Origin of the sequence: Streptomyces sp. NBC_00569 (assembly GCF_036345255.1) — a bacterium.
Classification (GTDB): Bacteria; Actinomycetota; Actinomycetes; order Streptomycetales; family Streptomycetaceae; genus Streptomyces.
This window is the reverse complement of the sequence record NZ_CP107783.1, coordinates 4,300,890-4,323,261: the sequence shown is the minus strand read 5'-3', so window position 1 is coordinate 4,323,261 and position 22,372 is coordinate 4,300,890. Positions and strand designations below refer to the sequence as shown.

At 71.2% G+C, this 22,372-nt stretch carries 23 protein-coding genes; 8 read left to right on the top strand and 15 right to left on the bottom strand.

Annotation, left to right across the window (positions count from 1 at the left end; translation table 11 throughout):
- Positions 1-62 precede the first annotated feature (62 nt).
- Positions 63-1,340, top strand: coding sequence for a thymidine phosphorylase (locus OHO83_RS19320; RefSeq protein WP_266673547.1), 1,278 nt, complete (start codon positions 63-65; stop codon positions 1,338-1,340).
- A 60-nt stretch (positions 1,341-1,400) separates the two neighbouring features.
- Here the strand turns inward: OHO83_RS19320 and OHO83_RS19315 are convergent, their stop codons facing one another.
- On the bottom strand, positions 1,401-2,324 hold the full coding sequence (locus tag OHO83_RS19315; protein ID WP_266673548.1) for an AEC family transporter: 924 nt from the start codon (positions 2,322-2,324) through the stop codon (positions 1,401-1,403).
- Positions 2,325-2,512: 188 nt separating this feature from the next.
- Here OHO83_RS19315 and OHO83_RS19310 point away from each other — a divergent pair, with 188 nt between their 5' ends.
- Positions 2,513-2,884 carry an STAS domain-containing protein gene (locus OHO83_RS19310; protein WP_330279666.1) on the top strand — a complete coding sequence of 124 codons (372 nt, stop codon included), beginning with the start codon at positions 2,513-2,515 and terminating at the stop codon, positions 2,882-2,884.
- Here OHO83_RS19310 and OHO83_RS19305 read toward each other — a convergent pair.
- The gene (locus OHO83_RS19305; RefSeq protein ID WP_330279665.1) at positions 2,786-3,778 is read right to left on the bottom strand and encodes a sigma-70 family RNA polymerase sigma factor; all 993 of its coding nucleotides are present in this window, start codon (positions 3,776-3,778) and stop codon (positions 2,786-2,788) included. The genes OHO83_RS19310 and OHO83_RS19305 overlap by 99 nt on opposite strands.
- 149 nt (positions 3,779-3,927) lie before the next feature.
- The gene (locus OHO83_RS19300; RefSeq protein WP_266673551.1) at positions 3,928-5,214 is read right to left on the bottom strand and encodes an MFS transporter; all 1,287 of its coding nucleotides are present in this window, start codon (positions 5,212-5,214) and stop codon (positions 3,928-3,930) included.
- A gap of 62 nt (positions 5,215-5,276) precedes the next feature.
- Between OHO83_RS19300 and OHO83_RS19295 the strand changes: the two genes are divergently transcribed.
- Complete coding sequence (locus OHO83_RS19295) at positions 5,277-6,248, top strand: LysR family transcriptional regulator (RefSeq protein ID WP_266673552.1); 972 nt, start codon at positions 5,277-5,279, stop codon at positions 6,246-6,248.
- Here the strand turns inward: OHO83_RS19295 and OHO83_RS19290 are convergent, their stop codons facing one another.
- Positions 6,249-7,007, bottom strand: coding sequence for a prolyl oligopeptidase family serine peptidase (locus tag OHO83_RS19290; protein ID WP_330279664.1), 759 nt, complete (start codon positions 7,005-7,007; stop codon positions 6,249-6,251). It lies immediately after the preceding gene.
- Positions 7,008-7,120: 113 nt separating this feature from the next.
- On the opposite strand from OHO83_RS19290, the gene OHO83_RS19285 reads away from it, so the two are divergent.
- Both OHO83_RS19285 and OHO83_RS19280 read left to right on the top strand, forming a co-directional pair.
- Complete coding sequence (locus OHO83_RS19285; protein ID WP_266673554.1) at positions 7,121-8,278, top strand: adenosine deaminase; 1,158 nt, start codon at positions 7,121-7,123, stop codon at positions 8,276-8,278.
- A 142-nt stretch (positions 8,279-8,420) separates the two neighbouring features.
- Positions 8,421-8,762, top strand: a complete 342-nt coding sequence (locus OHO83_RS19280; RefSeq protein WP_266673555.1) for an ATP-binding protein — start codon at positions 8,421-8,423, stop codon at positions 8,760-8,762.
- Between the two features lie 97 nt (positions 8,763-8,859).
- Here OHO83_RS19280 and OHO83_RS19275 read toward each other — a convergent pair whose 3' ends face one another.
- From OHO83_RS19275 to afsQ1, 5 genes are all read right to left on the bottom strand, one after another.
- A complete protein-coding gene (locus OHO83_RS19275) occupies positions 8,860-9,060 on the bottom strand; it encodes a PspC domain-containing protein (protein WP_100594716.1) in 201 nt (66 codons plus the stop codon).
- A gap of 99 nt (positions 9,061-9,159) precedes the next feature.
- On the bottom strand, positions 9,160-9,702 hold the full coding sequence (locus tag OHO83_RS19270; protein WP_266673556.1) for a VanZ family protein: 543 nt from the start codon (positions 9,700-9,702) through the stop codon (positions 9,160-9,162).
- Positions 9,703-9,779: 77 nt separating this feature from the next.
- On the bottom strand, positions 9,780-10,391 hold the full coding sequence (locus OHO83_RS19265; RefSeq protein WP_330279663.1) for a hypothetical protein: 612 nt from the start codon (positions 10,389-10,391) through the stop codon (positions 9,780-9,782).
- Positions 10,388-11,968 (bottom strand): HAMP domain-containing sensor histidine kinase, encoded by a 1,581-nt coding sequence (locus tag OHO83_RS19260; protein WP_329434173.1) that lies wholly within the window; start codon positions 11,966-11,968, stop codon positions 10,388-10,390. The genes OHO83_RS19265 and OHO83_RS19260 overlap by 4 nt, the downstream gene beginning before the upstream one ends.
- Positions 11,965-12,642 carry a two-component system response regulator AfsQ1 gene (gene afsQ1, locus OHO83_RS19255; RefSeq protein WP_030682803.1) on the bottom strand — a complete coding sequence of 226 codons (678 nt, stop codon included), beginning with the start codon at positions 12,640-12,642 and terminating at the stop codon, positions 11,965-11,967. The genes OHO83_RS19260 and afsQ1 overlap by 4 nt, the downstream gene beginning before the upstream one ends.
- Before the next feature lie 238 nt (positions 12,643-12,880).
- Between afsQ1 and OHO83_RS19250 the strand changes: the two genes are divergently transcribed.
- Entirely contained in the window at positions 12,881-13,639 is a 759-nt protein-coding gene (locus OHO83_RS19250) for a SigE family RNA polymerase sigma factor (RefSeq protein ID WP_329434172.1), read from the top strand.
- 160 nt (positions 13,640-13,799) lie between these two features.
- On the opposite strand, the gene OHO83_RS19245 is transcribed toward OHO83_RS19250, so the two are convergent.
- Positions 13,800-14,435: a uridine kinase family protein gene (locus OHO83_RS19245; protein ID WP_330279662.1), complete on the bottom strand. Its 636-nt coding sequence runs from the start codon at positions 14,433-14,435 to the stop codon at positions 13,800-13,802.
- Between the two features lie 155 nt (positions 14,436-14,590).
- Here OHO83_RS19245 and OHO83_RS19240 point away from each other — a divergent pair, with 155 nt between their 5' ends.
- Positions 14,591-15,007, top strand: coding sequence for a hypothetical protein (locus OHO83_RS19240; RefSeq protein ID WP_329434170.1), 417 nt, complete (start codon positions 14,591-14,593; stop codon positions 15,005-15,007).
- A 228-nt stretch (positions 15,008-15,235) separates the two neighbouring features.
- Here OHO83_RS19240 and OHO83_RS19235 read toward each other — a convergent pair whose 3' ends face one another.
- The 3 genes from OHO83_RS19235 to deoC are packed head-to-tail and all read right to left on the bottom strand — an operon-like array spanning position 15,236 to position 18,503.
- The gene (locus OHO83_RS19235; protein ID WP_330279661.1) at positions 15,236-16,126 is read right to left on the bottom strand and encodes an aldehyde dehydrogenase family protein; all 891 of its coding nucleotides are present in this window, start codon (positions 16,124-16,126) and stop codon (positions 15,236-15,238) included.
- Positions 16,119-17,549 carry an aldehyde dehydrogenase family protein gene (locus OHO83_RS19230; RefSeq protein WP_266673563.1) on the bottom strand — a complete coding sequence of 477 codons (1,431 nt, stop codon included), beginning with the start codon at positions 17,547-17,549 and terminating at the stop codon, positions 16,119-16,121. The genes OHO83_RS19235 and OHO83_RS19230 overlap by 8 nt, the downstream gene beginning before the upstream one ends.
- A 3-nt stretch (positions 17,550-17,552) precedes the next feature.
- Positions 17,553-18,503: a deoxyribose-phosphate aldolase gene (deoC, locus tag OHO83_RS19225; RefSeq protein WP_116513451.1), complete on the bottom strand. Its 951-nt coding sequence runs from the start codon at positions 18,501-18,503 to the stop codon at positions 17,553-17,555.
- A gap of 639 nt (positions 18,504-19,142) precedes the next feature.
- Between deoC and OHO83_RS19220 the strand changes: the two genes are divergently transcribed.
- The gene (locus OHO83_RS19220) at positions 19,143-19,766 is read left to right on the top strand and encodes a PH domain-containing protein (RefSeq protein ID WP_330279660.1); all 624 of its coding nucleotides are present in this window, start codon (positions 19,143-19,145) and stop codon (positions 19,764-19,766) included.
- Positions 19,767-19,824: 58 nt separating this feature from the next.
- Here OHO83_RS19220 and OHO83_RS19215 read toward each other — a convergent pair whose 3' ends face one another.
- Positions 19,825-21,468, bottom strand: coding sequence for a phospho-sugar mutase (locus tag OHO83_RS19215; protein ID WP_329437752.1), 1,644 nt, complete (start codon positions 21,466-21,468; stop codon positions 19,825-19,827).
- Positions 21,469-21,507: 39 nt separating this feature from the next.
- Positions 21,508-22,344: a purine-nucleoside phosphorylase gene (locus OHO83_RS19210; RefSeq protein WP_266673565.1), complete on the bottom strand. Its 837-nt coding sequence runs from the start codon at positions 22,342-22,344 to the stop codon at positions 21,508-21,510.
- Between the last annotated feature and the right edge of the window lie 28 nt (positions 22,345-22,372).

Sequence of the window (22,372 nt, the reverse complement as noted above, 5' to 3'; positions counted from 1 at the left end):
TTTCAACGGGTCGCTCTATGCGCGTAGAGTCGACCTGCTGCCACCTGCGGAAGGACAACGCCATGGACGTCATCTCCGTCATCCGGACCAAGCGGGACCGGGGCGAACTCAGCGATGAGCAGATCGACTGGGTCATCGACGCGTACACGCGGGGCGTCGTCGCCGACGAGCAGATGTCGGCGCTCGCCATGGCGATCCTCCTCAACGGCATGAACCGTACGGAGATCGCCCGCTGGACCGCCGCGATGATCGCCTCCGGCGAGCGCATGGACTTCTCGTCCCTGTCCCGCCCGACCGCCGACAAGCACTCCACCGGAGGCGTCGGCGACAAGATCACGCTGCCGCTCGCCCCGCTGGTCGCCGCGTGCGGCGCCGCCGTCCCGCAGCTCTCCGGCCGCGGCCTCGGCCACACCGGCGGCACCCTCGACAAGCTGGAGTCCATCCCCGGCTGGCGCGCCCTGCTGTCCAACGACGAGATGCTGAACGTCCTCGACACCGTCGGCTCCGTGATCTGCGCGGCCGGTGACGGCCTCGCCCCCGCCGACAAGAAGCTCTACGCGCTGCGCGACGTCACCGGCACCGTCGAGGCGATCCCGCTCATCGCCTCCTCGATCATGTCGAAGAAGATCGCCGAGGGCACCGGCTCGCTCGTCCTCGACGTCAAGGTCGGCACCGGCGCGTTCATGAAGACGATCGAGGACGCCCGCGAACTCGCCTCGACCATGGTCGGGTTGGGCACCGACAGCGGCGTGCGTACCGTCGCCCTGCTCACCGACATGTCGACGCCTCTCGGCCTCACCGCCGGCAACGCCCTCGAAGTCCGCGAGTCCGTCGAGGTGCTGGCGGGCGGCGGCCCCGCCGACGTCGTCGAGCTCACCCTCGCCCTGGCCCGCGAGATGCTCGACGCCGCGGGCATCAAGGACGCCGACCCGGCGAAGGCCCTCGCCGACGGCTCCGCGATGGACGTCTGGCGCCGCATGATCGCCGCGCAGGGCGGCGACCCCGACGCGGCGCTGCCCACGTCCCGTGAGCAGCACGTGGTGGTGGCCGGGAAGTCCGGCGTCATGACCCGCCTCGACGCGTACGACATCGGCGTCGCCGCCTGGCGCCTCGGCGCGGGCCGCGCCCGCAAGGAGGACGTGGTGCAGGCCGCCGCCGGCGTCGAACTCCACGCCAAGCCGGGCGACTCGGTGACGGAGGGCCAGCCCCTCATGACCCTGCACACGGACACACCGGAGCGCTTCGGGTACGCCCTTGAGTCCGTCGAGGGCTCGTACGACATCGCGGCCCCGGGGACGACGTTCGAGGCCACGCCGGTCGTGCGGGAACGCATCGGCTGACCTGGGGGTTTCCTCATGCGGGTGAACGGGATCGGCGGGCGTCTGCCGGTCCCGTTCGGCTCATCCCAGCAGCGCCGCGACGACCACCAGCGCAGGGACCGACGCCAGCGTCGACAGCAGGATCGACTCCCTCGCCAGTTTCTCCGCGACGTTGTAGCGCGAGGCGTAGGTGAAGAGGTTCTGCGCGGCCGGGAGCGCCGACGTGACCACCACGTCCAGGAGTGACGCGCCCCGCAGGCCGAAGACGCCCGCCGCGATTACCCACGCCACCGCGGGCTGCCCCACCGATTTCAGGGCCACCGACAGCAGCACCGGGACCCGGTCGGAACCGCGCCGGGCCGGCAGCGAACTCCCGCACAGCGAGATCCCGTACGCGAGCAGCACCACCGGCACGGACATCTTGCCGATCAGATCGACCGGGTTGAAGACCGGCCCCGGCACCGTCCACCCCGTCGCCGCCACGATCACGCCCGCGAGCGCGCCGACCGCGATCGGGTTGCGCAGCGGTGTGACGAGCCGCCGCCACAGCGACTGCGTCTGTCCGGCCTCCGACAGATCGAGGACCGTCATCGCTATCGGCGTCACCACGATCTGCTGGAACAGCAGCACGGGCGCGACCAGCGAGGCGTCGCCGAGGACGTACACGGCGATGGGGATGCCGAGGTTCCCCGAATTGACGTAGCTGGAGCACAGGGCGCCGATCGTCGTCCGCCCCACGCCCCACCGGCGCACGACGCCCACCGCGATGAACACCCCGGCGGCCGCCGCCGTGCTCAGCGCCGTCACCAGCAGCCGCGGCGAAAGGATCACCGAGAGGTCGGCCTTCGCGAGCGTGGTGAACAGGAGCGCGGGCGTGGCGACATGGAAGGCGAGCTTGGTGAGAACCTCGCGGCCGTTCTCCCCGAGATAGCCGCGCCTGCCGATCAGGAAGCCGACGGCGATGACCACCGCGATGACGGCGAACCCGTTCAGCACCCCTGTCACGATGCCCCCTGCCGGCGTCGTGCGGACGGCTGAGCAGGTACGCGATCAAGGAGCATCCCCATAGCGTCGGAGGGCACCCGACGCGGGGTCAACGTGATGCGCGCGACACATGGGGAACGTGATGCACGGCACGCGGCGCGCGCGCCGGACCGCCGATGAGTTCCCGCCGCCGGGCGGGTCTCCCCTGCGTGGCTGTTTCCCGACTTCCCGACCTGGCTCTCGCCGGCCCCCTGCGCCGCGACGACGTGCCGCACCTGTGCGAGCAGGTGCGCACGGCGTGCGCCCGCGCCCCCGCACGCGACGTCGTCTGCGACCTCGCGGCCGTCACCACGGCCGACCTCGCCACCGTGGACGCGCTCGCCCGGATGCAGCTCGCCGCCCGCAGAGCGGGGTCAGGACTGCGCCTGCGCGATCCGTCCCCGGCACTGCGGGCACTGCTTCAGCTGGTCGGCCTGCCCGGCCTAGACGGGCTGGTCGTCGAGATGGAGCGGCACACCGAACAGCGGGAAATAGCGGGCCGTGTCCAGGAAGCAGTGGAGTCCGGTGATCCGGCCCTCTGAGATCTCCAGGACCTGGACGGCCCACGGCGCGAACCCGCCGTTGTCCGGGTCGGGCTTGTAGTGGGCGAACGCGGGCGAGCCGTTGGCCTCGACGGGCACCAGCCGGCTGTCGGCACATGAGGCGCCGATCGTCGTCATGAAGCCCGTGATGTCCGGCGTGCCGCGCAGCCACAGGTCGAACGGCGGCATGGTCATGATGGCGTCCTCGGCGAGCAGCGCCGTGAGGGCCTTCATGTCGTATCCCTCGAACGCGGCGACATAGCGCTCGAGGAGCGCCTGGTGCTCCTCGTCCAGCTCGCCGTCGGCGCCCTTCGTCTCGACCGGGGCCTCGGCGAGCGTGGCGCGGGCCCGCTGGAGCGCGCTGTTCACCGACGCCACCGTCGTGCCGAGGAGCTCGGCGACCTCCTGCGCCTTCCAGGCCAGGACCTCGCGCAGGATGAGCACGGCCCGCTGCTTGGCGGGCAGCTGCTGGAGCGCCGCCACGAAGGCGAGGCGCACCGACTCCCGTGCCACCGCCGCCTCCGCCGGGTCGTGCACGGTCGGCAGCACGCGCGCGTCCGGCATCGGCTCCAGCCACACGTTGTCCGGCCGGGGTGTGAGCGCCGCCTGCGCCAGCGGCGCCGCCGCCGTCAGGTCCATCGGGCGGGCCCGCTTGTTGCCCGCGTTCAGCATGTCCAGGCAGACGTTCGTCGCGATGCGGTACAGCCAGGACCGCAGGCTGGAGCGACCCTCGAACTTGTCGAAGCTGCGCCAGGCGCGGACCATCGTGTCCTGCACGGCGTCCTCGGCCTCGAAGGCCGAGCCCAGCATCCGGTAGCAGTACCCGGTCAGCTCGACCCGGTACTCCTCGAGACGGACGTCCACCTCGGTGGTCGTCCCTGCGATGTCGCTCATGTCCACACCCCGCCCTGCGGCTTCTGGCAAGTCCCGAAAGTCCATGCAAGTCCCAGCACTTTGGAAGCTACCGCAGCGCACTGACAACGGCCCCCGGACCGGCGAAATACGCCGGTCCGGGGGCCGCGGTCAGTAAGTTCCAGGCCGTGTCAGTGCGCCGCCACGAGCGTCTGCCGCTGCACACGCGCCGCGTGCGAGCCCCACAGGGTCACCGACACGACGCCGAGCACCGCCACCAGGCCGAGGGCCACGGTCCCGGCCCAGCCGCCCGCGTGGAAGGCCACCGCGCCGAGCGTGCCGCCCACGCTGGAGCCGATGTAGTACACGGACTGGTACAGCGCGGACGCCTGCGCCCGCCCGTGCGTCGCCGTGTGGCTGACCGAGGACGACGCCACCGCGTGCCCCGCGAAGAATCCGGCCGTGATCAGGACGAGGCCGACCAGGACCATGGCGATCGAGTCGCCGAGCGAGAGGAGCAGCCCGGACGCCGTCGTGCCCACCGCCAGGTAGAGCGCCCCGCGCCGCCCGAGCCGCGCGACGAGCTTGCCGGCCGCGGCCGAGGAGACCGTACCCACCAGGTACACGAGGAAGATCGAGCCGATGATGCCCTGCGGGAGCGAGAACGGTGCGGCCGTGAGCCGGTAGCCGATCACCGTGTACACGGCGCCGAAGACCGTCATGAACAGGGCGCCGATCACGTACAGACGGCACAGCAGCGGGTTCGAGAGGTGGCCGCGCACCGTGCGGGCCAGTACCCGCGGCCGCAGCGAGCCGGGGGTGAAGTGCCGCGGCTGGGGCAGCAGCAGCCGGAACGCGACCGCGCACGCCACGGCGATCACGCCGATCGTGCCGACCGCCGCGCGCCAGCCCCACTCCTGCGCGACCCAGCCGGTGATGACCCGGCCGCTCATCCCGCCGATGGAGTTGCCCGCCACGAACAGGCCGATCGCGGCGACCAGCGCCTTGGGCCGCACCTCCTCCGCGAGATACGCCATCGCGGAGGCCGGCAGGCCGGCGAGAGCGGCGCCCTGGAGCGCCCGCAGCGCGATCAGCGCGCCGAGCGAGGGCGCGAACGGCACGAGCAGGCCGACCGCGACCGCCACCGACAGGGACGCCGTCATCACGGTGCGCCGCCCGAACCGCTCCGACAGGGCGCTCAGCGGCAGGACACACAGGGCGAGCGCGCCCGTCGCGCCGGACACCGTCCAGCTCGCGGCGCTCGCGCTGACGCCGAAGTCCGCGGAGACGAGGGGGAGCAGGGCCTGCGTGGAGTAGAGCAGGGCGAAGGTCGCGACCCCGGCCAGGAAGAGGGCGAAACTCATCCGGCGGTAGCCGGGTCCGCCCGGGTTCAGACGGGTGTCGGTGGCTTCGGGGGAGGACGGCTTACGGGCGGCGACCGCGTGGGTGGCGGACGCCCCGCTACTGGCAGGAGGCATGTCTCGAACGTAGGCCTCCATGTTTCATGCGTCCAATGCATGAAAACGCCATAATCGATCCCATGGCGCATAAGAAGAGTTCAGAGACTCGCCTGTCACCATCCAGTGACACAGAAGACATCGTGACGACGCTCGCGCCACGCCTGTCGTACTTCGCCGCGGTCGCCCGCACCGAGCACGTCACGCGGGCCGCCCACGAGCTCCAGATCCCTCAGTCGACGCTGTCGCGCGCCCTGGTCCGCCTCGAACAGGACCTCGGCGTGGAACTGTTCGCGCGCCACGGCCGCACCGTCTCGCTCACCCCGGCGGGCCGCACGTTCCTCACGTCCGTCGACAAGGCGCTCACCGAGGTCGGCCGCGCCGCCGAGTCGGTACGGGCCGACGCCGACCCCACGTCGGGCAAGGTCGCCTTCGGCTTCCTGCACACCATGGGCTCCGAGACCGTCCCCGGCCTGATCCGCGCCTTCCGCGCCGACCACCCCGGCATCCGCTTCAGTCTCGTCCAGAACTACGGCGAGGCGATGCTGGAGCGCCTGCGCGCCGGCGAGCTCGATCTCTGCCTCACCTCTCCCATCCCCGACGCGCCCGGCCTCGTCGCGCGCCGCCTCGACGAGCAGCGCCTGCGTCTGGTCGTCCCCGACGACCACCGCCTCGCGGGCCGCAAGCGCGTCCGTCTCGCGGAGGCGGCCGACGAGACCTTCGTGACCCTCGAACCCGGTTACGGGCTGCGCCGCATCACCGACGGTCTGTGCACGGAGGCAGGGTTCAAGCCGCGCGTCGCCTTCGAGGGCGAGGAGACGGAGACCCTGCGCGGCCTGGTCGCGGCGGGCCTCGGTGTGGCGCTCCTGCCGCCACCGGCCGTACCGCGCCCGGGAGTTGTGGAGCTGACGGTGACCGGCCAGCGGGCCGTACGCGAGATCGGCGTGGCCTGGCTCGACGGGCATCCGGACACCCCGCCGGTCGCCGCGTTCAAGAAGTTCCTGCTGTCCCGGCGCGGCAAGCTGCTCTCCGAGTGGACCCGCGCGGAGGAGTAGTCACCGCCCCAGGGACCTGCCGAAGCCCGAGGCCAGCGGCATCCGCAGCCCGAGCGGCGGCGGCGCGGCGAGCGCGTCCTGCACCGGGCGCGAGAACGCCCGGCCGAAGAGCGAGCCGAGCACGAAGTCGCTTGCCAGGGCGTGCACTTCGGTGCGGTGCTGGTGGAGCGCGTGACCGTCGGAGTGCACCTCGAAACGGCAGATGTCGCGGTTGGACTTCTTCGCGCGGGCGGCCAGGCGGAACGACAGCTCGGGATCCGTGCGCTCGTCGTTCGTGCCGTGCACGATCAGGACGCGGCGGCCCGCGAGCTGTTTCACCGGTTCGAGGGGCGCGGCCACGTCCTCCTCGGGCAGCCAAGGGGCAAGCGCGAGCACCGAGTTGACGGCGCTGTGCCCGCCCGCGTGCAGCGCCGCGCGGGCGCCCATGTCGACCCCGACGAGGCAGACGGGAACGTCGCCGTAGCGCCGCACGACCTCGTCCGCCGCCCAGTCGGCGTCGCGTGCGAGCTGTGCCTGCGCGCCGTTCCAGCCGCGGCTGCGGTAGTGCACGACATGCGCCGCCAGGCCGTCCCGCCGACCCTCGCGCGCGAGGGTGCGCCCCAGGGTCCGCACGGTCGCCGAGGCCAGCGGTGACGGCCTGCGCGCGGAGGTCTCCGTGCCCGCGGGAAGCAGCAGGACCACACCGCTCACCGTCGCGGGGACGGGGCCCACCGCCTTCCCGAGCCGGGCCTCACGGACCGTCGTCGCTTGCTGTCCCATGACAGAACAGTGTCAGAAGGCGCGGTGTACGCCACCCGTCCGCAGGGTCACTGTTACGTATCGACAGGCGGACGCCACCCGGTATCTACGCGCGTAGGCGTTAGAGTGCGGAAATGACGAGCCAGACCAGCGGAAACTCGCAGATTCCGACCCCCGAGCAGATCGTTCGCGCCCCCAAGGTGCTGCTGCACGACCACCTCGACGGCGGGCTTCGCCCCGGCACCATCGTCGAACTCGCCCTGGAGCAGGGCTACGAGAACCTCCCGGAGACCGACCCCGACAAGCTCGGCATCTGGTTCCGCGAGGCCGCCGACTCCGGCTCCCTCGAGCGCTACCTGGAGACCTTCGCCCACACCTGCGCCGTCATGCAGACCCGCGAGGCGCTGTTCCGGGTCGCCGCCGAGTGCGCCGAGGACCTCGCCGAGGACGGCGTCGTCTACGCCGAGATCCGCTACGCCCCCGAGCAGCACCTCGAACAGGGCCTCACCCTCGAAGAGGTCGTCGAGGCGGTCAACTCGGGCTTCCGGGAAGGCGAGCGGCGCGCCAAGGCCAACGGCCACCGCATCCGCGTGGGCGCCCTGCTCACCGCCATGCGGCACGCGGCCCGCGCCCTGGAGATCGCCGAACTCGCCAACCGCTACCGCGACACCGGAGTCGTCGGCTTCGACATCGCGGGCGCCGAGGCCGGCTTCCCTCCCACCCGCCACCTCGACGCCTTCGAGTACCTCAAGCGCGAGAACAACCACTTCACGATCCACGCGGGCGAGGCCTTCGGCCTGCCCTCCATCTGGCAGGCGCTCCAGTGGTGCGGCGCCGACCGCCTCGGTCACGGCGTGCGGATCATCGACGACATCAAGGTCGAGGACGACGGCACGGTCGAGCTCGGGCGTCTCGCCTCCTACGTACGTGACAAGCGCATCCCCCTGGAGATGTGCCCGAGCTCCAACCTCCAGACGGGCGCCGCCGACTCCTACGAGGCCCACCCCATCGGCCTGCTCCGCAAGCTGCACTTCCGTGCCACGGTGAACACGGACAACCGCCTCATGTCCGGCACCAGCATGAGCCGTGAGTTCGAGCACCTGGTCGACGCTTTCGGCTACACGCTCGACGACATGCAGTGGTTCACTGTCAATGCGATGAAATCAGCATTCATTCCTTTCGATGAACGACTGGCCATGATCAATGACGTCATCAAGCCGGGATATGCCGAGTTGAAATCCGAATGGCTGTTCCGTCAGACCGCCTCGACCAGGGGTTCTGTCGCGCAGTAGCGCCTTTTTGTGCGAATCCGAAGCGGCCGGGAACATTGTCTCCCGGCCGCTTCCGCGCGTAATTCGCTGTTTGCAACGCGCCCTGACGCATGTTTACGGTCGTGGACCGCTCAAGCCCCCGTTCACGAGGACTCATTTCACAATGAAGCAGTCTGCCGTCAAGACCCTCGGTGTCGCCGCCCTCGGTGCCGCCTTCGCCGCCGCGGGCGCCGGTGCCGCCTCCGCCGCCCCCGCCCTCCCGGACGCCGGCTCGGCCCTGGACACCGTGACCAGCACGCTCCCCGCCGGGCAGGTCGCGCAGGTGGTGCCCGCCGGCACCGAGTCCCTGACCGCCGGCAAGAACGCCGTCGCCGGTGGCCTGAACGCCGCCGCGCCCGCCGTCCAGAAGGCCCTCCCCACCAACGGCAGCGACCCGGTCTCCGGCCTCCTCGGCGGCCTGCCCGTCAAGTCGCTGCCCGCCGGCGGTGCCCTGCCCGTCGGCTGACCCACCCGACACGGCACACGCACGACACACAGGAGGGGCGCACCCGCTCGCGCGGGTGCGCCCCTCCTTGTCGTACATCAGCCTGCGGATTCCGTCGTCACCACGCCTGGCGGACCTTGCCCTCGCTCGGCAGCAGGATCCACAGCGCGATGTACAGCAGGAACTGGGGACCGGGAAGCAGACACGAGAGCACGAAGATCACGCGCATCGTGGTCGCGGAGGTGCCGAAGCGCCTTGCCAGCGCTGCGCACACTCCGCCGATCATCCGTCCGTTCGTGGGGCGGGCAAGGGCGGTCATGGTGGGCTCCTTCGCGAACCGTAGCGGTGAGGCGCCCCCTCGGCCGGGGCGTCTCTGATGGCTTCAAAGCTACGGTGACGAACCGGGCGAAGCGTCAGCTCACGGGGCGACGCCGACCCTGGAAATCGTCGGGGTCCGCCCCTGAGACGGCTCCTCCCGGGGGAGGGGGGTGACCTCGGTCCTGCGGCGGAGCCTGCCCCTGAGGGTCGGCACCACGGCCGCGTGCGCGAGGGCCACGCCCAGCGTGTTCAGGAACAGCGAGTCGATGTCCACGACCTGCCCCGGCACCCCGGTCTGCAGCAGCTCGATGCCGAGCGAGAGCAGCGCTCCGGCGGCGACCGTACGCACCAGCGAACCCAGCGGCGAGACGAGGAGCCGCCCCCCGGCGATCGGCAGCAGCACCCCCAGCGGGGCGAGCAGCAGCAGCTCCTTGCCGATCCGCCGCACCGCCTCCGCCGGGCCGAGCGCGAGATCCGCCCTGATCCCCGCGAACGGATGCAGGTTCGCGGCGCTGACCCACGGCACGTCCAGTGGTCGCAGCGTGATCCAGCAGACGAGAAGCAGATGCGCGGCAAGGAGGACTATCCCTGCCGTACGGAAGCGGATGGCGGCCTTGGAGCCGCCCGGGCGATGGCGCTGCACGCCCCCCAAGACGCGGACGGCGGGACGATCGGTTCCGCGTCGCCGGCGTCCGCCCGCGACCACCGCGCCCGCCCCCGTCAGCCGACCGTCTCGGCGGGCGCCGGGACGAGCCCCGGCCGCGTCCGCATCTCCGGAGAACAGTCGTACGCGCGCAGAGCGTCGTCACCCGGCCCGCCGAGCACGACCTTGTCGTCTTTCGCCGTGGCCCCGCCGTTCGCATACGTACACACGATCTGGGCCAGTGCGTACGGCGAGAGGTCGTCCGGCGGGACGCTCAGCCGCAGCGCGTCGTCCGGGTCACCCTTGCCCGGCCCCGAGACGGTCATCCCGGGACGGACGTCCGTCGTGTACCCCGCCTGCCGCTCGGCGCCGCCCGGAGACTGCTCCAGCTCGTCGAGCAGCGCCTGCGCGAGCCTCACCCGGTCCGAGGCGCCCCGCCCCTTCGGCAGGGTCACCGACCGGTCGACGCTCACCAGCTGCGACGTACAGACCAGATACACCTGCACGGCGAACTCGCCGCCCGAGCGCGTCTCCAGACCGGGCCCCGACAGCGTGCACGGCACCCGTGACGGCGCGGCCCCGAAGTCCGTCGGCACCTCCGTAGGCCTGATCCCGCACCCGGCGAGCAGCACGGCGAGAACCGCCGCACCCAGCACCGCGTGACGCCGTCCTGCCTTGCGTGCGGTCATCGCGCGCCGCCCTCCTCACCGGAACCGTCACCGACGGCGCCCTCGTCTTCGGGCGGCAGCGTCAGCTGTGAGGCGTCGAGCGGCAGCCGGAACGTGAACACGGCGCCGCCCTCGGGGGAGTTGGCGGCCGTGATCTCGCCGCCGTGGATGTGCGCGTTCTCCAGGGCGATCGAGAGCCCGAGCCCACTGCCCTCCGAACGCGGCCGCGACGCGCTCGCCTTGTAGAACCGGTCGAAGACATGCGGGAGCACGTCCTGCGGGATGCCGGGCCCGTGGTCGCGCACCTCGATCACCAGCGCCGAGTCCGCAAGCCGCACGGACACCCGCACCGGCGAGCCGCCGTGCTTGAGCGCGTTCCCGATCAGGTTCGCCATGATGACGTCGAGGCGGCGCGGGTCGATGCGGGCCATGATGCCGCGCTCCGCGTCCAGGTCCACCGCGTCGAGCCAGGCGCGGGCGTCGATGCAGGCCGTGATCTGGTCGGCGATGTCGACGTGGTCGAGGACGAGCCGGGCGGTGCCGGCGTCGAAGCGGGTCACCTCCATCAGGTTCTCCACCAGGTCGTTCAGCCGGCGCGTCTCGCTCACCACGAGACGCACGGCCGGCTCGATCATCGGGTCGACCGAACCGGTCTCCGCGTCGAGCTCCTCCTCGAGCACCTCCGTCACCGCGGTGATCGCGGTCAGCGGTGTACGCAGCTCGTGCGACATGTCGGCGACGAAGCGCCGCGACGCCTCCTCGCGCGCACTCATGTCGGCGACCTTCTTCTCCAGATTCTCCGCGGTCCGGTTGAACGTCCGGGAAAGATCGGCCAGTTCATCCGTACCGGACACCCGCAGACGCGTGTCCAGCTTCCCTTCCCCGAGCCGCCGGGCCGCCCGCCCGAGCCGGTGCACCGGCTTGAGCACCGTCGTCGCCGCGGCCTGCGCGAGCAGCGCCGAACCGACCAGCGCGAGCGCCGTCGCGATCCCGAGCGACCAGGCAAGGGAGTTGAGATCCTTCGCCTCCGGCTCCAGGGACTTGAGCATGTAGCCCGTCGGCCCCCCGTCGATCACGCGTGCCCCGCCGACCAGATACGGCGTGTCATTGCTGACGATCCGCTGCCAGTACAGGTGGTACGGGTGCTTGTTGCCGTCCGTGAGGGGCTGCTCCCTGTTCACCGCGTCCCGCAGCGAACGCGGCACCTCGTCCAGCGTGATCGCGTCCAGGTCGGAGTTGCCCGCGATCCGCCGGCCGTCCTTGTCGTCGCTGATCAGCAGCACACTGAAGTGCTGGCTGCTGCTCGCCATCAGGTTCGCGGCATGCTGCAACTCGCCCTGCGTCGGATGCTCGGGCAGCGCCGCGGCGCGGTTCTGCATCTCCTGCTGGAAGTCGCTGAGCGCCGCGTCCTGCGCCCGGGTCAGCACCGCCTCACGGTTCAGCCAGTACGCGATCCCCGACGCCGACACCGCCGCGGTCAGCGCCACCAGGGCGAAGACGACGACGAGCCGCAGCCGCAGGCTCGTGAAGCGCAGGCCGGCGAGTATCGCCTTCTTCGCCGCGGCCCACCCCCGCAGCCGGTCGTGCGCATCACTCACTGAGGCGTGTCCAGCCGGTATCCGACCCCGCGCACCGTACGGATCAGCGTCGGCGACGACGGCACGTCCTCGACCTTCGCGCGCAGCCGCTGCACACACGCGTCGACGAGCCGCGAGTCACCGAGGTAGTCGTGCTCCCACACCAGGCGCAGCAGCTGCTGCCGCGACAGCGCCTGGCCCGGCCTGCGGCTCAGCTCGAGGAGCAATCGCAGCTCCGTGGGCGTCAGTTGGAGGTCCTCGCCGTTCTTCGTGACCGTCATCGCGGCCCGGTCGATGACGAGACTGCCGAACGACGCCGCGTCGTTGGCCTCCCGCTCGCCCCGCCGGAGCACCGCGCGGATCCGGGCGTCGAGCACCCGCCCCTGCACCGGTTTCACGACGTAGTCGTCGGCGCCGGACTCCAGCCCGACCACCACATCGATGTCGTCGCTGCGCGCCGTGAGCAGGATGATCGGCAACTGGTCCGTGCGCCGGATACGCCGGCACACCTCGAACCCGTCGATGCCGGGCAGCATCACATCCAGCACGATCAGGTCCGGCCGCTGCTCACGCAACAGCTTCAGACCGTCCTCTCCGGTGGCAGCGGTGGCAACCCGATGGCCCTGGCGCGTAAGAGAGAGCTCCAGGGCCGTTCGGATGGCGTCGTCGTCCTCGATCAGCAACAGGGAAGGCACAGACGTCATTCTGTCCCATGGCACGGCTCAAGTTCGACCGTTGGAGCGCTCCCAAGCTCGTAATGAGGCGGCATCGGGCCCCATCCACACACGACTCGCACACGCCCGGGCCCTGTGACAGGTCTGTGACAGTCGACGGACACCGTCATGAAGTGACCCGGGCAAGCTTTTGGACATCGCAAGGACGCAAGTCCTTACGAGCCACGGGAAACCGAGACTCCACGACGGGGGGCGCGAGATGAACACGCTGCACAGCACCACCACTGGCGCAGTTGTCACACGTCTTCATGACGCTCTCGTGCGGAGTCCCGGTTCCGGGAAGCACGAGTTGTCCGGTGCCGTGAGCGGGCGGGGGTGCGCTCGCGGCACCGGGCGTCAGCACACCGCGTACATGACGGTGGTTGACGCGAACCAGGCGGTGTCCGACGGGGGAGCCGCGTACGGGGAGGAATCGGGGGAGCGGAAGAAGTCCCTGTCGGAGGCCGAGTTCACGGCCTACGTCCAGGAACGCCGCGCCTCCCTGTACGCAACCGCCTACCACCTGACCGGTGACCGGTTCGAGGCCGAGGACCTGCTCCAGAGCGCCCTCTTCTCGACGTACCGCGCCTGGGACAGGATCAGCGACAAGGCGGCGGTCGGGGGCTACCTCCGCCGCACCATGACCAATCTGCACATCAGCGCGTGGCGCCGCCGCAAGCTGAACGAGTACCCGACCGAGGAACTGCCGGAGACGGCGGGCGACACGGACGCGATGCGCGGCACGGAGCTGCGCGCGGTTCTCTGGCAGGCCCTGGCCCGCCTCCCCGAAACGCAGCGCACGATGCTCGTACTGCGCTACTACGAGGGTCGTACGGACCCCGAGATCGCGGACATCCTCGACATCAGTGTCGGCACGGTGAAGTCCAGCATCTGGCGCTCCCTGCGCCGGCTGCGCGAGGACGAGGTCCTCAGCTTCGGCCGTGACCTGGAGGAGTCCTTCGGCGAGCTGGTGGCCTGAAGGCAGGGGGCGGGCCGTCGCTCCGGGGGGACGCGACGGTGGTACGGGGGAGCGGTACCGGGGGGATCATGGGGGATCTTCACGGGGGAACGAAGCGGGACCGGAGGGCCGGGGGGTCTCTCCGGTCCCGTTTCTCATGCGTACGGGATGCGCGGGCCGCTCACGCCTCGGCGCGGGCCTTCACGCAACGGCCCGCGGCGGCCGCGGCGAGGCGGCCGAGTGCCTCCTCCTTGCCGCACGCGTGCGCGCCGAGCGCCGTCTGGCGCGCCACGATGCCGCGCTCCGCGCGCATCAGGCGCCAGCCGCGGCGCAGCAGGAACGGCACGGACTTGCGGCCCTCCCTGAGGTCCCGCAGGAGCCGGCGGCGGAACGTCGTGGACGGGCGGCCGCGCAGGCACAGCGCGTCGGCGAGCAGGCCGAGGTCCCGGCAGCGCTCCACGATGTCCGCGGCGAAGATGCCCTCCGCGATGAACAGCGGCGTGCGCTCGATGTCGAGCGTCTCCTCGCCCACCCGCGAGCTGGTCGCGATGTCGTAGACGGGAACGCGGGTGCGGCCCGTGCGGCACAGCTCCGCGATCGCGGCGACGGCCACCTCCGTGTCCCAGGAGCGGGGAGAGTCCCAGTCGATGTCCGAGCTGCCCGGCACCTGCGGCAGCGTCGGATCGTCGCTCTCCTTGTAGAAGTCGTCCAGGCACAGCACGGGGAGCCCGGAGCGGGACGCGAACGACGACTTGCCGGAGCCGGAAGGGCCTGCCAGCAGGACGACCCGGGTCGGTATCGAGGGATGGGAACTCACGAGACACCAGTGTGCTGCATCCTCCGCCCCCGGTGGACCCTGCGGGTCGGCCTTTGTGGCACAGCCGCGCCTCAACTACTCTGCGTACGCGTACGATTACTCGATCTGCGGCGGCGGACCAACCGGCCGCCGGTACCGGAAACGGGCGGCACTTCATGGCACGACACTCAGCGAAGAAGTCCTCGGCGGCCCAGCGTGCGGTGCTGCGCGCGGGGCTCACCCTCACCGCCGCGGGGGCGGCGCTCGGCGGGGGTGCGGTGAGCGCCGGCGCTGCGGAGCCCGCCTCCGCGCCGCTCGCCTCGCCGGTCGGCGACCTCGACACGGCGGCGGCCGGGGGAGCGGTGGCGGGGGCGCTCACGACCGCCGCGAACGGGGGTCTCGCCCCGGTCAAGCACCTGAAGCTCAACCCGCTCTCCGGTACCGGGGTCGATCCGCTCGACAACGTGGTCGGCACCCAGGTCGCCGACTTCAAGCCGGTGACCACGGCCGCCGCGACCGGTCCCGTGGCCAGGGGCGGCGCCCTCGCCGACCTCCCCCTGGTCGGACCGGCCAGCTCCCTGCTCCCGGGCTAGGGCCTCTCGTCCGGACCGGGCCGGCCTCGCCGGCCCCGGAGATGAACTACCTGACGAGTACGGGCCGTTACCCGAACTGTCAGCACCACGGGCTGGGCGCCGCCCACAAGGGCGACCCCACCTGGGAGTTCGGCCTCGGCCTCGACCGCATGACGAAACCCCGGCCCTCCTGGACGGAGGAGGGCCGGGGTTTCGGGTTTCGGGCCGGGTCCGGCTTCGGCTTCCGGCCTAGTACGAAGAGCCCGAGGCGCCGAGCGAACCCGTCGGGTGCCACACCGTCTTGGTCTCGAGGAACGACGTGAGCCGGTCCGTGCCGGGGTCCGTCGTCCAGTCCGTGTCCACAGCCTGGGGACGGCGCACGCGCTTCAGGTTGTCCGCCGCAGCGATCTCCAGGTCGCGGGCCAGATCTGCGTCCGCGCCCGTCAGGTCGATCGCGTTCACGTCCTGGTGCGCGGCCAGCGGCGCGGCGATCTCCGCCGTCCTGCCGGACAGGACGTTCACGACACCGCCCGGCACGTCGGACGTGGCGAGCACCTCGCCGAGCGACAGCGCGGGCAGCGGGGACGTCTCGCTCGCGATCACCACGGCCGTGTTGCCCGTCGCGATCACCGGGGCGATCACCGAGACAAGGCCCAGGAACGACGACTTCTGCGGGGCCAGCACGGCCACCACGCCGGTCGGCTCGGGCGTGGACAGGTTGAAGAACGGGCCCGCGACCGGGTTCGCCCCGCCGACGACCTGGCCGATCTTGTCCGTCCAGCCCGCGTACCAGACCCACCTGTCGATCGCCGCGTCCACGACGGCCGCGGCCTTGGACTTCGACAGGCCCTCGGCGTCCGCCACCTCCCGCACGAACTGGTCGCGGCGGCCCTCCAGCATCTCCGCCACGCGGTAGAGCACCTGCCCGCGGTTGTACGCCGTCGCGCCCGCCCAGCCACCGAACGCCTTGCGCGCCGCCACCACGGCGTCACGCGCGTCCTTGCGGGACGACAGCGGGGCGTTCGCCAGCCACTTGCCCTTCGAGTCCGACACCTTGTACACCCGGCCGCTCTCGGAACGCGGGAACTTCCCGCCCACGTACAGCTTGTAGGTCTTCAGGACTGTGAGTCGCTCAGACATCGAGGTATGCCTCCAGGCCGTGGCGGCCGCCCTCGCGGCCGTGACCCGACTCCTTGTAGCCGCCGAACGGCGAGGTCGGGTCGAACTTGTTGAACGTGTTGGCCCAGACGACGCCCGCCCGGAGCTTGTTCGCGACCGAGAGGATGCGCGAGCCCTTCTCCGTCCAGATGCCGGCCGAGAGCCCGTACTGCGTGTTGTTCGCCTTCGCCACCGCCTCCTCCGGAGTGCGGAACGTGAGGACGGACAGCACCGGGCCGAAGATCTCGTCCCGCGCGATCGTGTGCGCCTGCGTGACGTTCGTGAAGAGCGTCGGCGCGAACCAGTAGCCGCTGTCCGGGAGTTCGCACGGCGCCGACCAGCGCTCCGCGCCCTCGGCCTCGCCGGTGTCCGCGAGCGCCTTGATCCTCGCGAGCTGCTCCGCGGAGTTGATCGCGCCGATGTCGGTGTTCTTGTCCAGCGGGTCGCCCAGGCGGAGGGTGGTGAGGCGGCGTTTCAGCGCGTCCAGCACCTCGTCGGCCACCGACTCCTGGACCAGGAGGCGTGAGCCCGCGCAGCAGACCTGGCCCTGGTTGAAGAAGATGCCCGTGACGATGCCCTCGACCGCCTGGTCGACGGGCGCGTCGTCGAAGACGATGTTCGCGCCCTTGCCGCCCAGTTCGAGCGTGACCTTCTTGTCGGTGCCGGCCACCTGGCGGGCGATCGCCTTGCCCACCGCGGTGGAGCCGGTGAACGCCACCTTGTTCACGTCGGGGTGCGCCGTGAGCGCCGCGCCCGCGTCGCCGTAGCCCGGGAGGATGTTCACCACACCCTTGGGCAGGCCCGCCTGGCGGCAGATGTCCGCGAAGAAGAGCGCGGACAGCGGGGTCGTCTCGGCCGGCTTCAGGACGACCGTGTTGCCCGTCGCCAGCGCCGGGGCGATCTTCCACGCCAGCATCAGCAGCGGGAAGTTCCACGGGATGACCTGGCCCGCGACGCCCAGCGGCGCCGGGTCCGGGCCGAAGCCCGCGTGGCCGAGCTTGTCCGCCCAGCCCGCGTAGTAGAAGAAGTGCGCCGCCACCAGCGGGAGGTCCGCGTCGCGCGTCTCCTTGATCGGCTTGCCGTTGTCCAGCGTCTCCAGGACCGCGAGCTCGCGGCTGCGCTCCTGGATGATCCGCGCGATCCGGAACAGGTACTTCGCGCGCTCCGCGCCCGGCAGCGCCGACCACTTCTCGAACGCCTTGCGGGCCGCCTTCACCGCGCGGTCCACGTCCGCCTCGCCCGCCTGGGCGATCTCGGAGAGGACCTCCTCCGTGGACGGGCTGACCGTCTTGAAGACCTTGCCGTCGGCCGCCTCGACGAACTCGCCGTCGATGAACAGGCCGTAGCTGGGCGCGATGTCGACGACGGAGCGGGACTCCGGTGCGGGTGCGTACTCAAAAGTCATGGGTCAGTCCACCGTGACGTAGTCGGGGCCGGAGTAGCGGCCGGTGCTCAGCTTCTGGCGCTGCATCAGCAGGTCGTTGAGCAGGCTCGAAGCGCCGAAGCGGAACCAGTGGTTGTCCAGCCAGTCGCTGCCGGCGGTCTCGTTGACCAGCACGAGGAACTTGATCGCGTCCTTGGTCGTACGGATGCCTCCGGCGGGCTTCACACCTACCTGTACGCCCGTCTGGGCGCGGAAGTCACGCACCGCCTCCAGCATGAGCAGGGTGTTCGCCGGGGTGGCGTTCACCCCGACCTTGCCGGTCGACGTCTTGATGAAGTCCGCCCCGGCCATCATGCCCAGCCAGCTCGCACGCCGGATGTTGTCGTACGTCGACAGCTCGCCCGTCTCGAAGATGACCTTGAGGCGCGCGGCGCCCGAGGCCTCCTTCACGGCGACGATCTCCTCGTACACCTTGAGGTAGTGGCCCGCGAGGAACGCTCCGCGGTCGATGACCATGTCGATCTCGTCGGCTCCGGCGGCGACCGCCTCGCGGACGTCCCCGAGCTTCACCTCCAGGGCGGCGCGGCCCGCCGGGAAGGCGGTGGCCACGGAGGCGACCTTCACGTCGCTCCCGGCCACGGCCTCCTTGGCCGTCGCCACCATGTCCGGATAGACGCAGACGGCGGCTGTGCGCGGAGTCGTACGGTCGGTGGGGTCCGGGTGCACGGCCTTCGCGCCGAGCGCGCGGACCTTGCCGGCGGTGTCGGCGCCTTCGAGGGTCGTCAGGTCGATCATCGAGATCGCCAGGTCGATGGCGTACGCCTTGGCCGTCGTCTTGATCGACCGCGTGCCGAGGGACGCGGCGCGAGCCTCCAGGCCGACCGTGTCGACGCCGGGCAGCCCGTGAAGGAAGCGACGCAGCGAACGGTCCGAGGCGACCGCGTCGGCGAATGCGGGTGCGGGTGCAGTGGGCATGGTCACGAGGGGAGCATATCTACGCGCGTAGCTGCTGTACAGGGGGAGGGGTGAGTGGTGGGTCTCTCGCGGGGGCGGGTGGCGGTGCCCTTGGGTGCGGGTGCGGGTGCGGGTGCGGGTGCGGGTGTGTGGGGGTGGTTTGGTGCGGGGTGCGGGGCGGGCTGCTCGGGTGCGGATTTGGGTGCCGGGGTCGGTCGGTACTGCTGAGGTGCGGTTTTGGGTGTCTGCTTGGTGGGCTGCTCGGGTGCGTTTCTTTGAGGGCGGCTGGGTGCGGGTGATGTGCGTCTCGGGTGCCAGGTCGGTGCCTGCTCAGGTTCGTTTTCGGGTGCGGGGACGCGGGGGCATGTACGTGCTCGCTGTTCTACGGGTGCACGTCGGCGAGCTGATTGCCTGTACGTGGTGCTGGTGGCTGCGCGCGCACATGCCCCCGCGTCCCCTCCCGTCTCGTATGCGGCTGTCCCCGCGCGGTGGGGCTGCCGGTCCTCGGGTCGCGTTTTGTGCGCGGCTGTCCGTTCGGTGGGGGCTGTCGGTCCTGGGGGCGCTTCTTGTGCGCTGCTGATCGGCGGTGGGGGTTCCGGGCTCTGTGGTTGTTCTCAGGACGTAATCAACGTTCTTCCCGGCTTCAGGCATCATCGGTGTATGAAGACCCCGGACTCCCAGCCCTCCGTCACGGAACCCGTGGCGGCGGAGCGGGCCTACCGTTCTCCCGCCGGTATCGCAGGTGGCGTCCTGCTGCTCGTGATGGGGGCCTGGCTCGGTTTCGACGCCCTGGTCAACGGCGACGCCCGCACCGCCTGGCTGGCCGTCGCAGGGCTGCTTCTCGTCGTGCCGCTCGTCGTGGCTTTCACGATCCGGCCCGCGGTGTACGCGAATGAGGACCGGCTGCGCGTCCGTAATCCGTTCCGTGTGATCACCCTGCCCTGGGCGTCCGTCGCCGATCTGCGTGCCAGCTACTCCAGCGAGGTCTTCACCGAGGGCGGCGACAAGTACCAGCTCTGGGCCATTCCCGTCTCCATGCGCGCTCGTAAGAAGGCCAATCGCCGCACGGGTGGACGTAAGGGCAGGGGCCTCGACGGGGCCGCCGATTTCGTGCCCCGCAAGGCCGCCGGCGATCAGTCGCTGGACGAGATCCGCGAGCTGGCCCGGGACCGCGCCGACAAGCCGTCCGCGCAGGGCGAGCCTTCGGTCCGCTGGTCCTACGAGATCATTGCGCCCGCGGTCGTGGGCGCGGTTCTGATGGCCATTCTGCTTGTGATCGGTTGAGCTCAGGGACGGGAAAGGCCGGGGTCGCTCTCGACCCCGGCCTTTTGTCTGCCCTGTTTCAGATTCCGGCCGCCGCCGACAGGTCCCGCTTGATCGCGTCCAGTACCCGTGTGCCCTCTGCTCGGGCCGACGCGAGGTCTGAGTGCGCTTCCACCGGGATCACCGCTTCCAGGTAGCACTTGAGCTTGGGCTCCGTGCCGCTCGGGCGGACGATGACCCGGGCCCGGTACTCGCCGTCCAGCGTGTAGCGCAGGCCGTCCGTCGGCGGGAGTGTGGCCGTGCCCTGGGTGAGGTCCTCCGCCCGCGCCACCCGCAGGCCTGCCAGTTCGGCCGGCGGTGCTTCGCGGAGCGCGGCCATCGCCTTGGTGATGATCGCGAGGTCGTCCACCCGTACCGACAGCTGGTCCGTCGCGTGCAGGCCGTGCGCCACCGCCAGGTCGTCCAGCGCGTCCAGCAGGGTGCGGCCCTGTTCCTTGAGTGTCGACGCCAGCTCGGTGACCAGCAGCGCCGCCGTGATGCCGTCCTTGTCCCGTACGCCCTCGGGGTCCACGCAGTAGCCGAGCGCCTCCTCGTAGCCGTAGCGCAGGCCGTCCACCCGGGCGATCCACTTGAAGCCCGTCAGGGTCTCTTCGTAGGGGAGGCCCGCCTTTTCGGCGATCCGGCCCAGGAGCGAGGACGACACGATCGACTCCGCGAAAACGCCCCTCGCCCCGCGCGCCACCAGGTGGGCCGCCAGCAGTGCGCCCACCTCGTCGCCTCGCAGCATCCGCCAGTCTTCGCCGTCCTTCACGGCGACTGCGCAGCGGTCCGCGTCCGGGTCGTTCGCGATGATCAGGTCGGGGTCCGCGGTCCGGGCCGCCGCGAAGGACAGGTCCATCGCGCCCGGTTCCTCCGGGTTCGGGAACGCCACCGTCGGGAAGTCCGGGTCCGGGTCCGCCTGCTCGGCCACGAGGACGGGCTCGGGGAAGCCCGCTCGTGCGAACGCGGCGAGCAGGGTGTCCTTGCCGACGCCGTGCATGGCCGTGTAGACCGTGCGCGCCGTGCGGGGGGAGTCCGGGGCCAGGACCGCGTCCGTGCGGGCCAGGTAGGCCTCCAGGACGTCCTCGTCGAGCGTTTCCCAGCCGGAGTCCGGGCGGGGTACGTCGTGGAGGGTGCGGATCGCCGCGATCTCGGCCGCGATCTCGGCGTCCGCGGGCGGCACGATCTGGGAGCCGTCGCCGAGGTAGACCTTGTAGCCGTTGTCGCGGGGCGGGTTGTGGCTGGCCGTGACCTCCACGCCCGCGACCGCGCCCAGGTGCCGTATGGCGAAGGCGAGGACCGGGGTGGGCAGCGGGCGCGGCAGCACCGCGGCGCGCAGGCCGGCGCCCGTCATGACGGCCGCCGTGTCCCGCGCGAAGTCCGCCGACTTGTGGCGCGCGTCGTATCCGACGACGACGAGCCCGCCCGCCTCGCCCTTGCCCTTGAGATACGCGGCGAGGCCCGCCGCCGCGCGGATGACCACGGAGCGGTTCATCCGCATGGGGCCCGCGCCGAGCTCACCGCGCAGACCCGCGGTGCCGAACTGGAGCGTGCCGGCGAAGCGCTCGGCGAGCGCCTTGGTGTCGGCGCTCCCGATGAGCTTCGCCAGCTCCTCGCGGGTCTCCGGGTCGGGGTCCTCGGCCCGCCAGGCCTCGGCCCTGGCGAGCAGTTCGGTGTCCTGCAAGGTCACGGTTCGTCCAGCCTCTCGCGTGTCTCTACGGGATCAGATGCGGCCCAGGACCTTGCCCAGGAGCTCGCCCATGCGGGTGGCGGAGTCGCGGCCGGCCTGGAGCACCTCTTCGTGGTTGAGGGGCTCGCCCGTCATGCCCGCCGCCAGGTTCGTGACGAGGGAGATGCCGAGTACCTCGGCGCCCGCCTCGCGGGCCGCGATGGCCTCGAGGACCGTCGACATGCCGACGAGGTCCGCGCCGATCGTGCGGGCCATGCGGATCTCGGCCGGGGTCTCGTAGTGCGGGCCGGGGAACTGCGCGTAGACGCCCTCCTCGAGGGAGGGGTCGATCTCCTTGCACAGGGCGCGCAGGCGCGGGGAGTACAGGTCGGTGAGGTCGACGAAGTTCGCGCCGACGATCGGCGACGTCGCCGTCAGGTTCAGGTGGTCGCTGATCAGGACCGGCTGACCGGGGCGCATGCCCTCGCGCAGACCGCCGCAGCCGTTGGTCAGGACGATGGTCTTGCAGCCCGCGGCGACGGCGGTACGGACGCCGTGCGCGACGGACGCGACACCGCGGCCCTCGTAGTAGTGCGTGCGCCCGAGGAAGACGAGGGTGCGCTTGTCACCGATCTTGTACGAGCGGATCTTTCCGCCGTGGCCCTCGACGGCCGGCGGCGGGAAACCGGGCAGCTCGGTGACGGGGAACTCGGCCTCGGGGGTGCCGAGGGCGTCCACGGCCGGTGCCCAGCCGGAGCCCATCACGAGGGCGACGTCGTGGGTGTCGGCGCCGGTGAGCTCGCGCAGGCGCGTGGCGGCGGCGTCGGCGGCGAGCCGGGGATCGAATCCGGCGGCGCCCTGGATGTTGTCCGGAGTAACAGATGCGTTCACGCGATCGAGGGTAGCCGGTTCGGTCCTA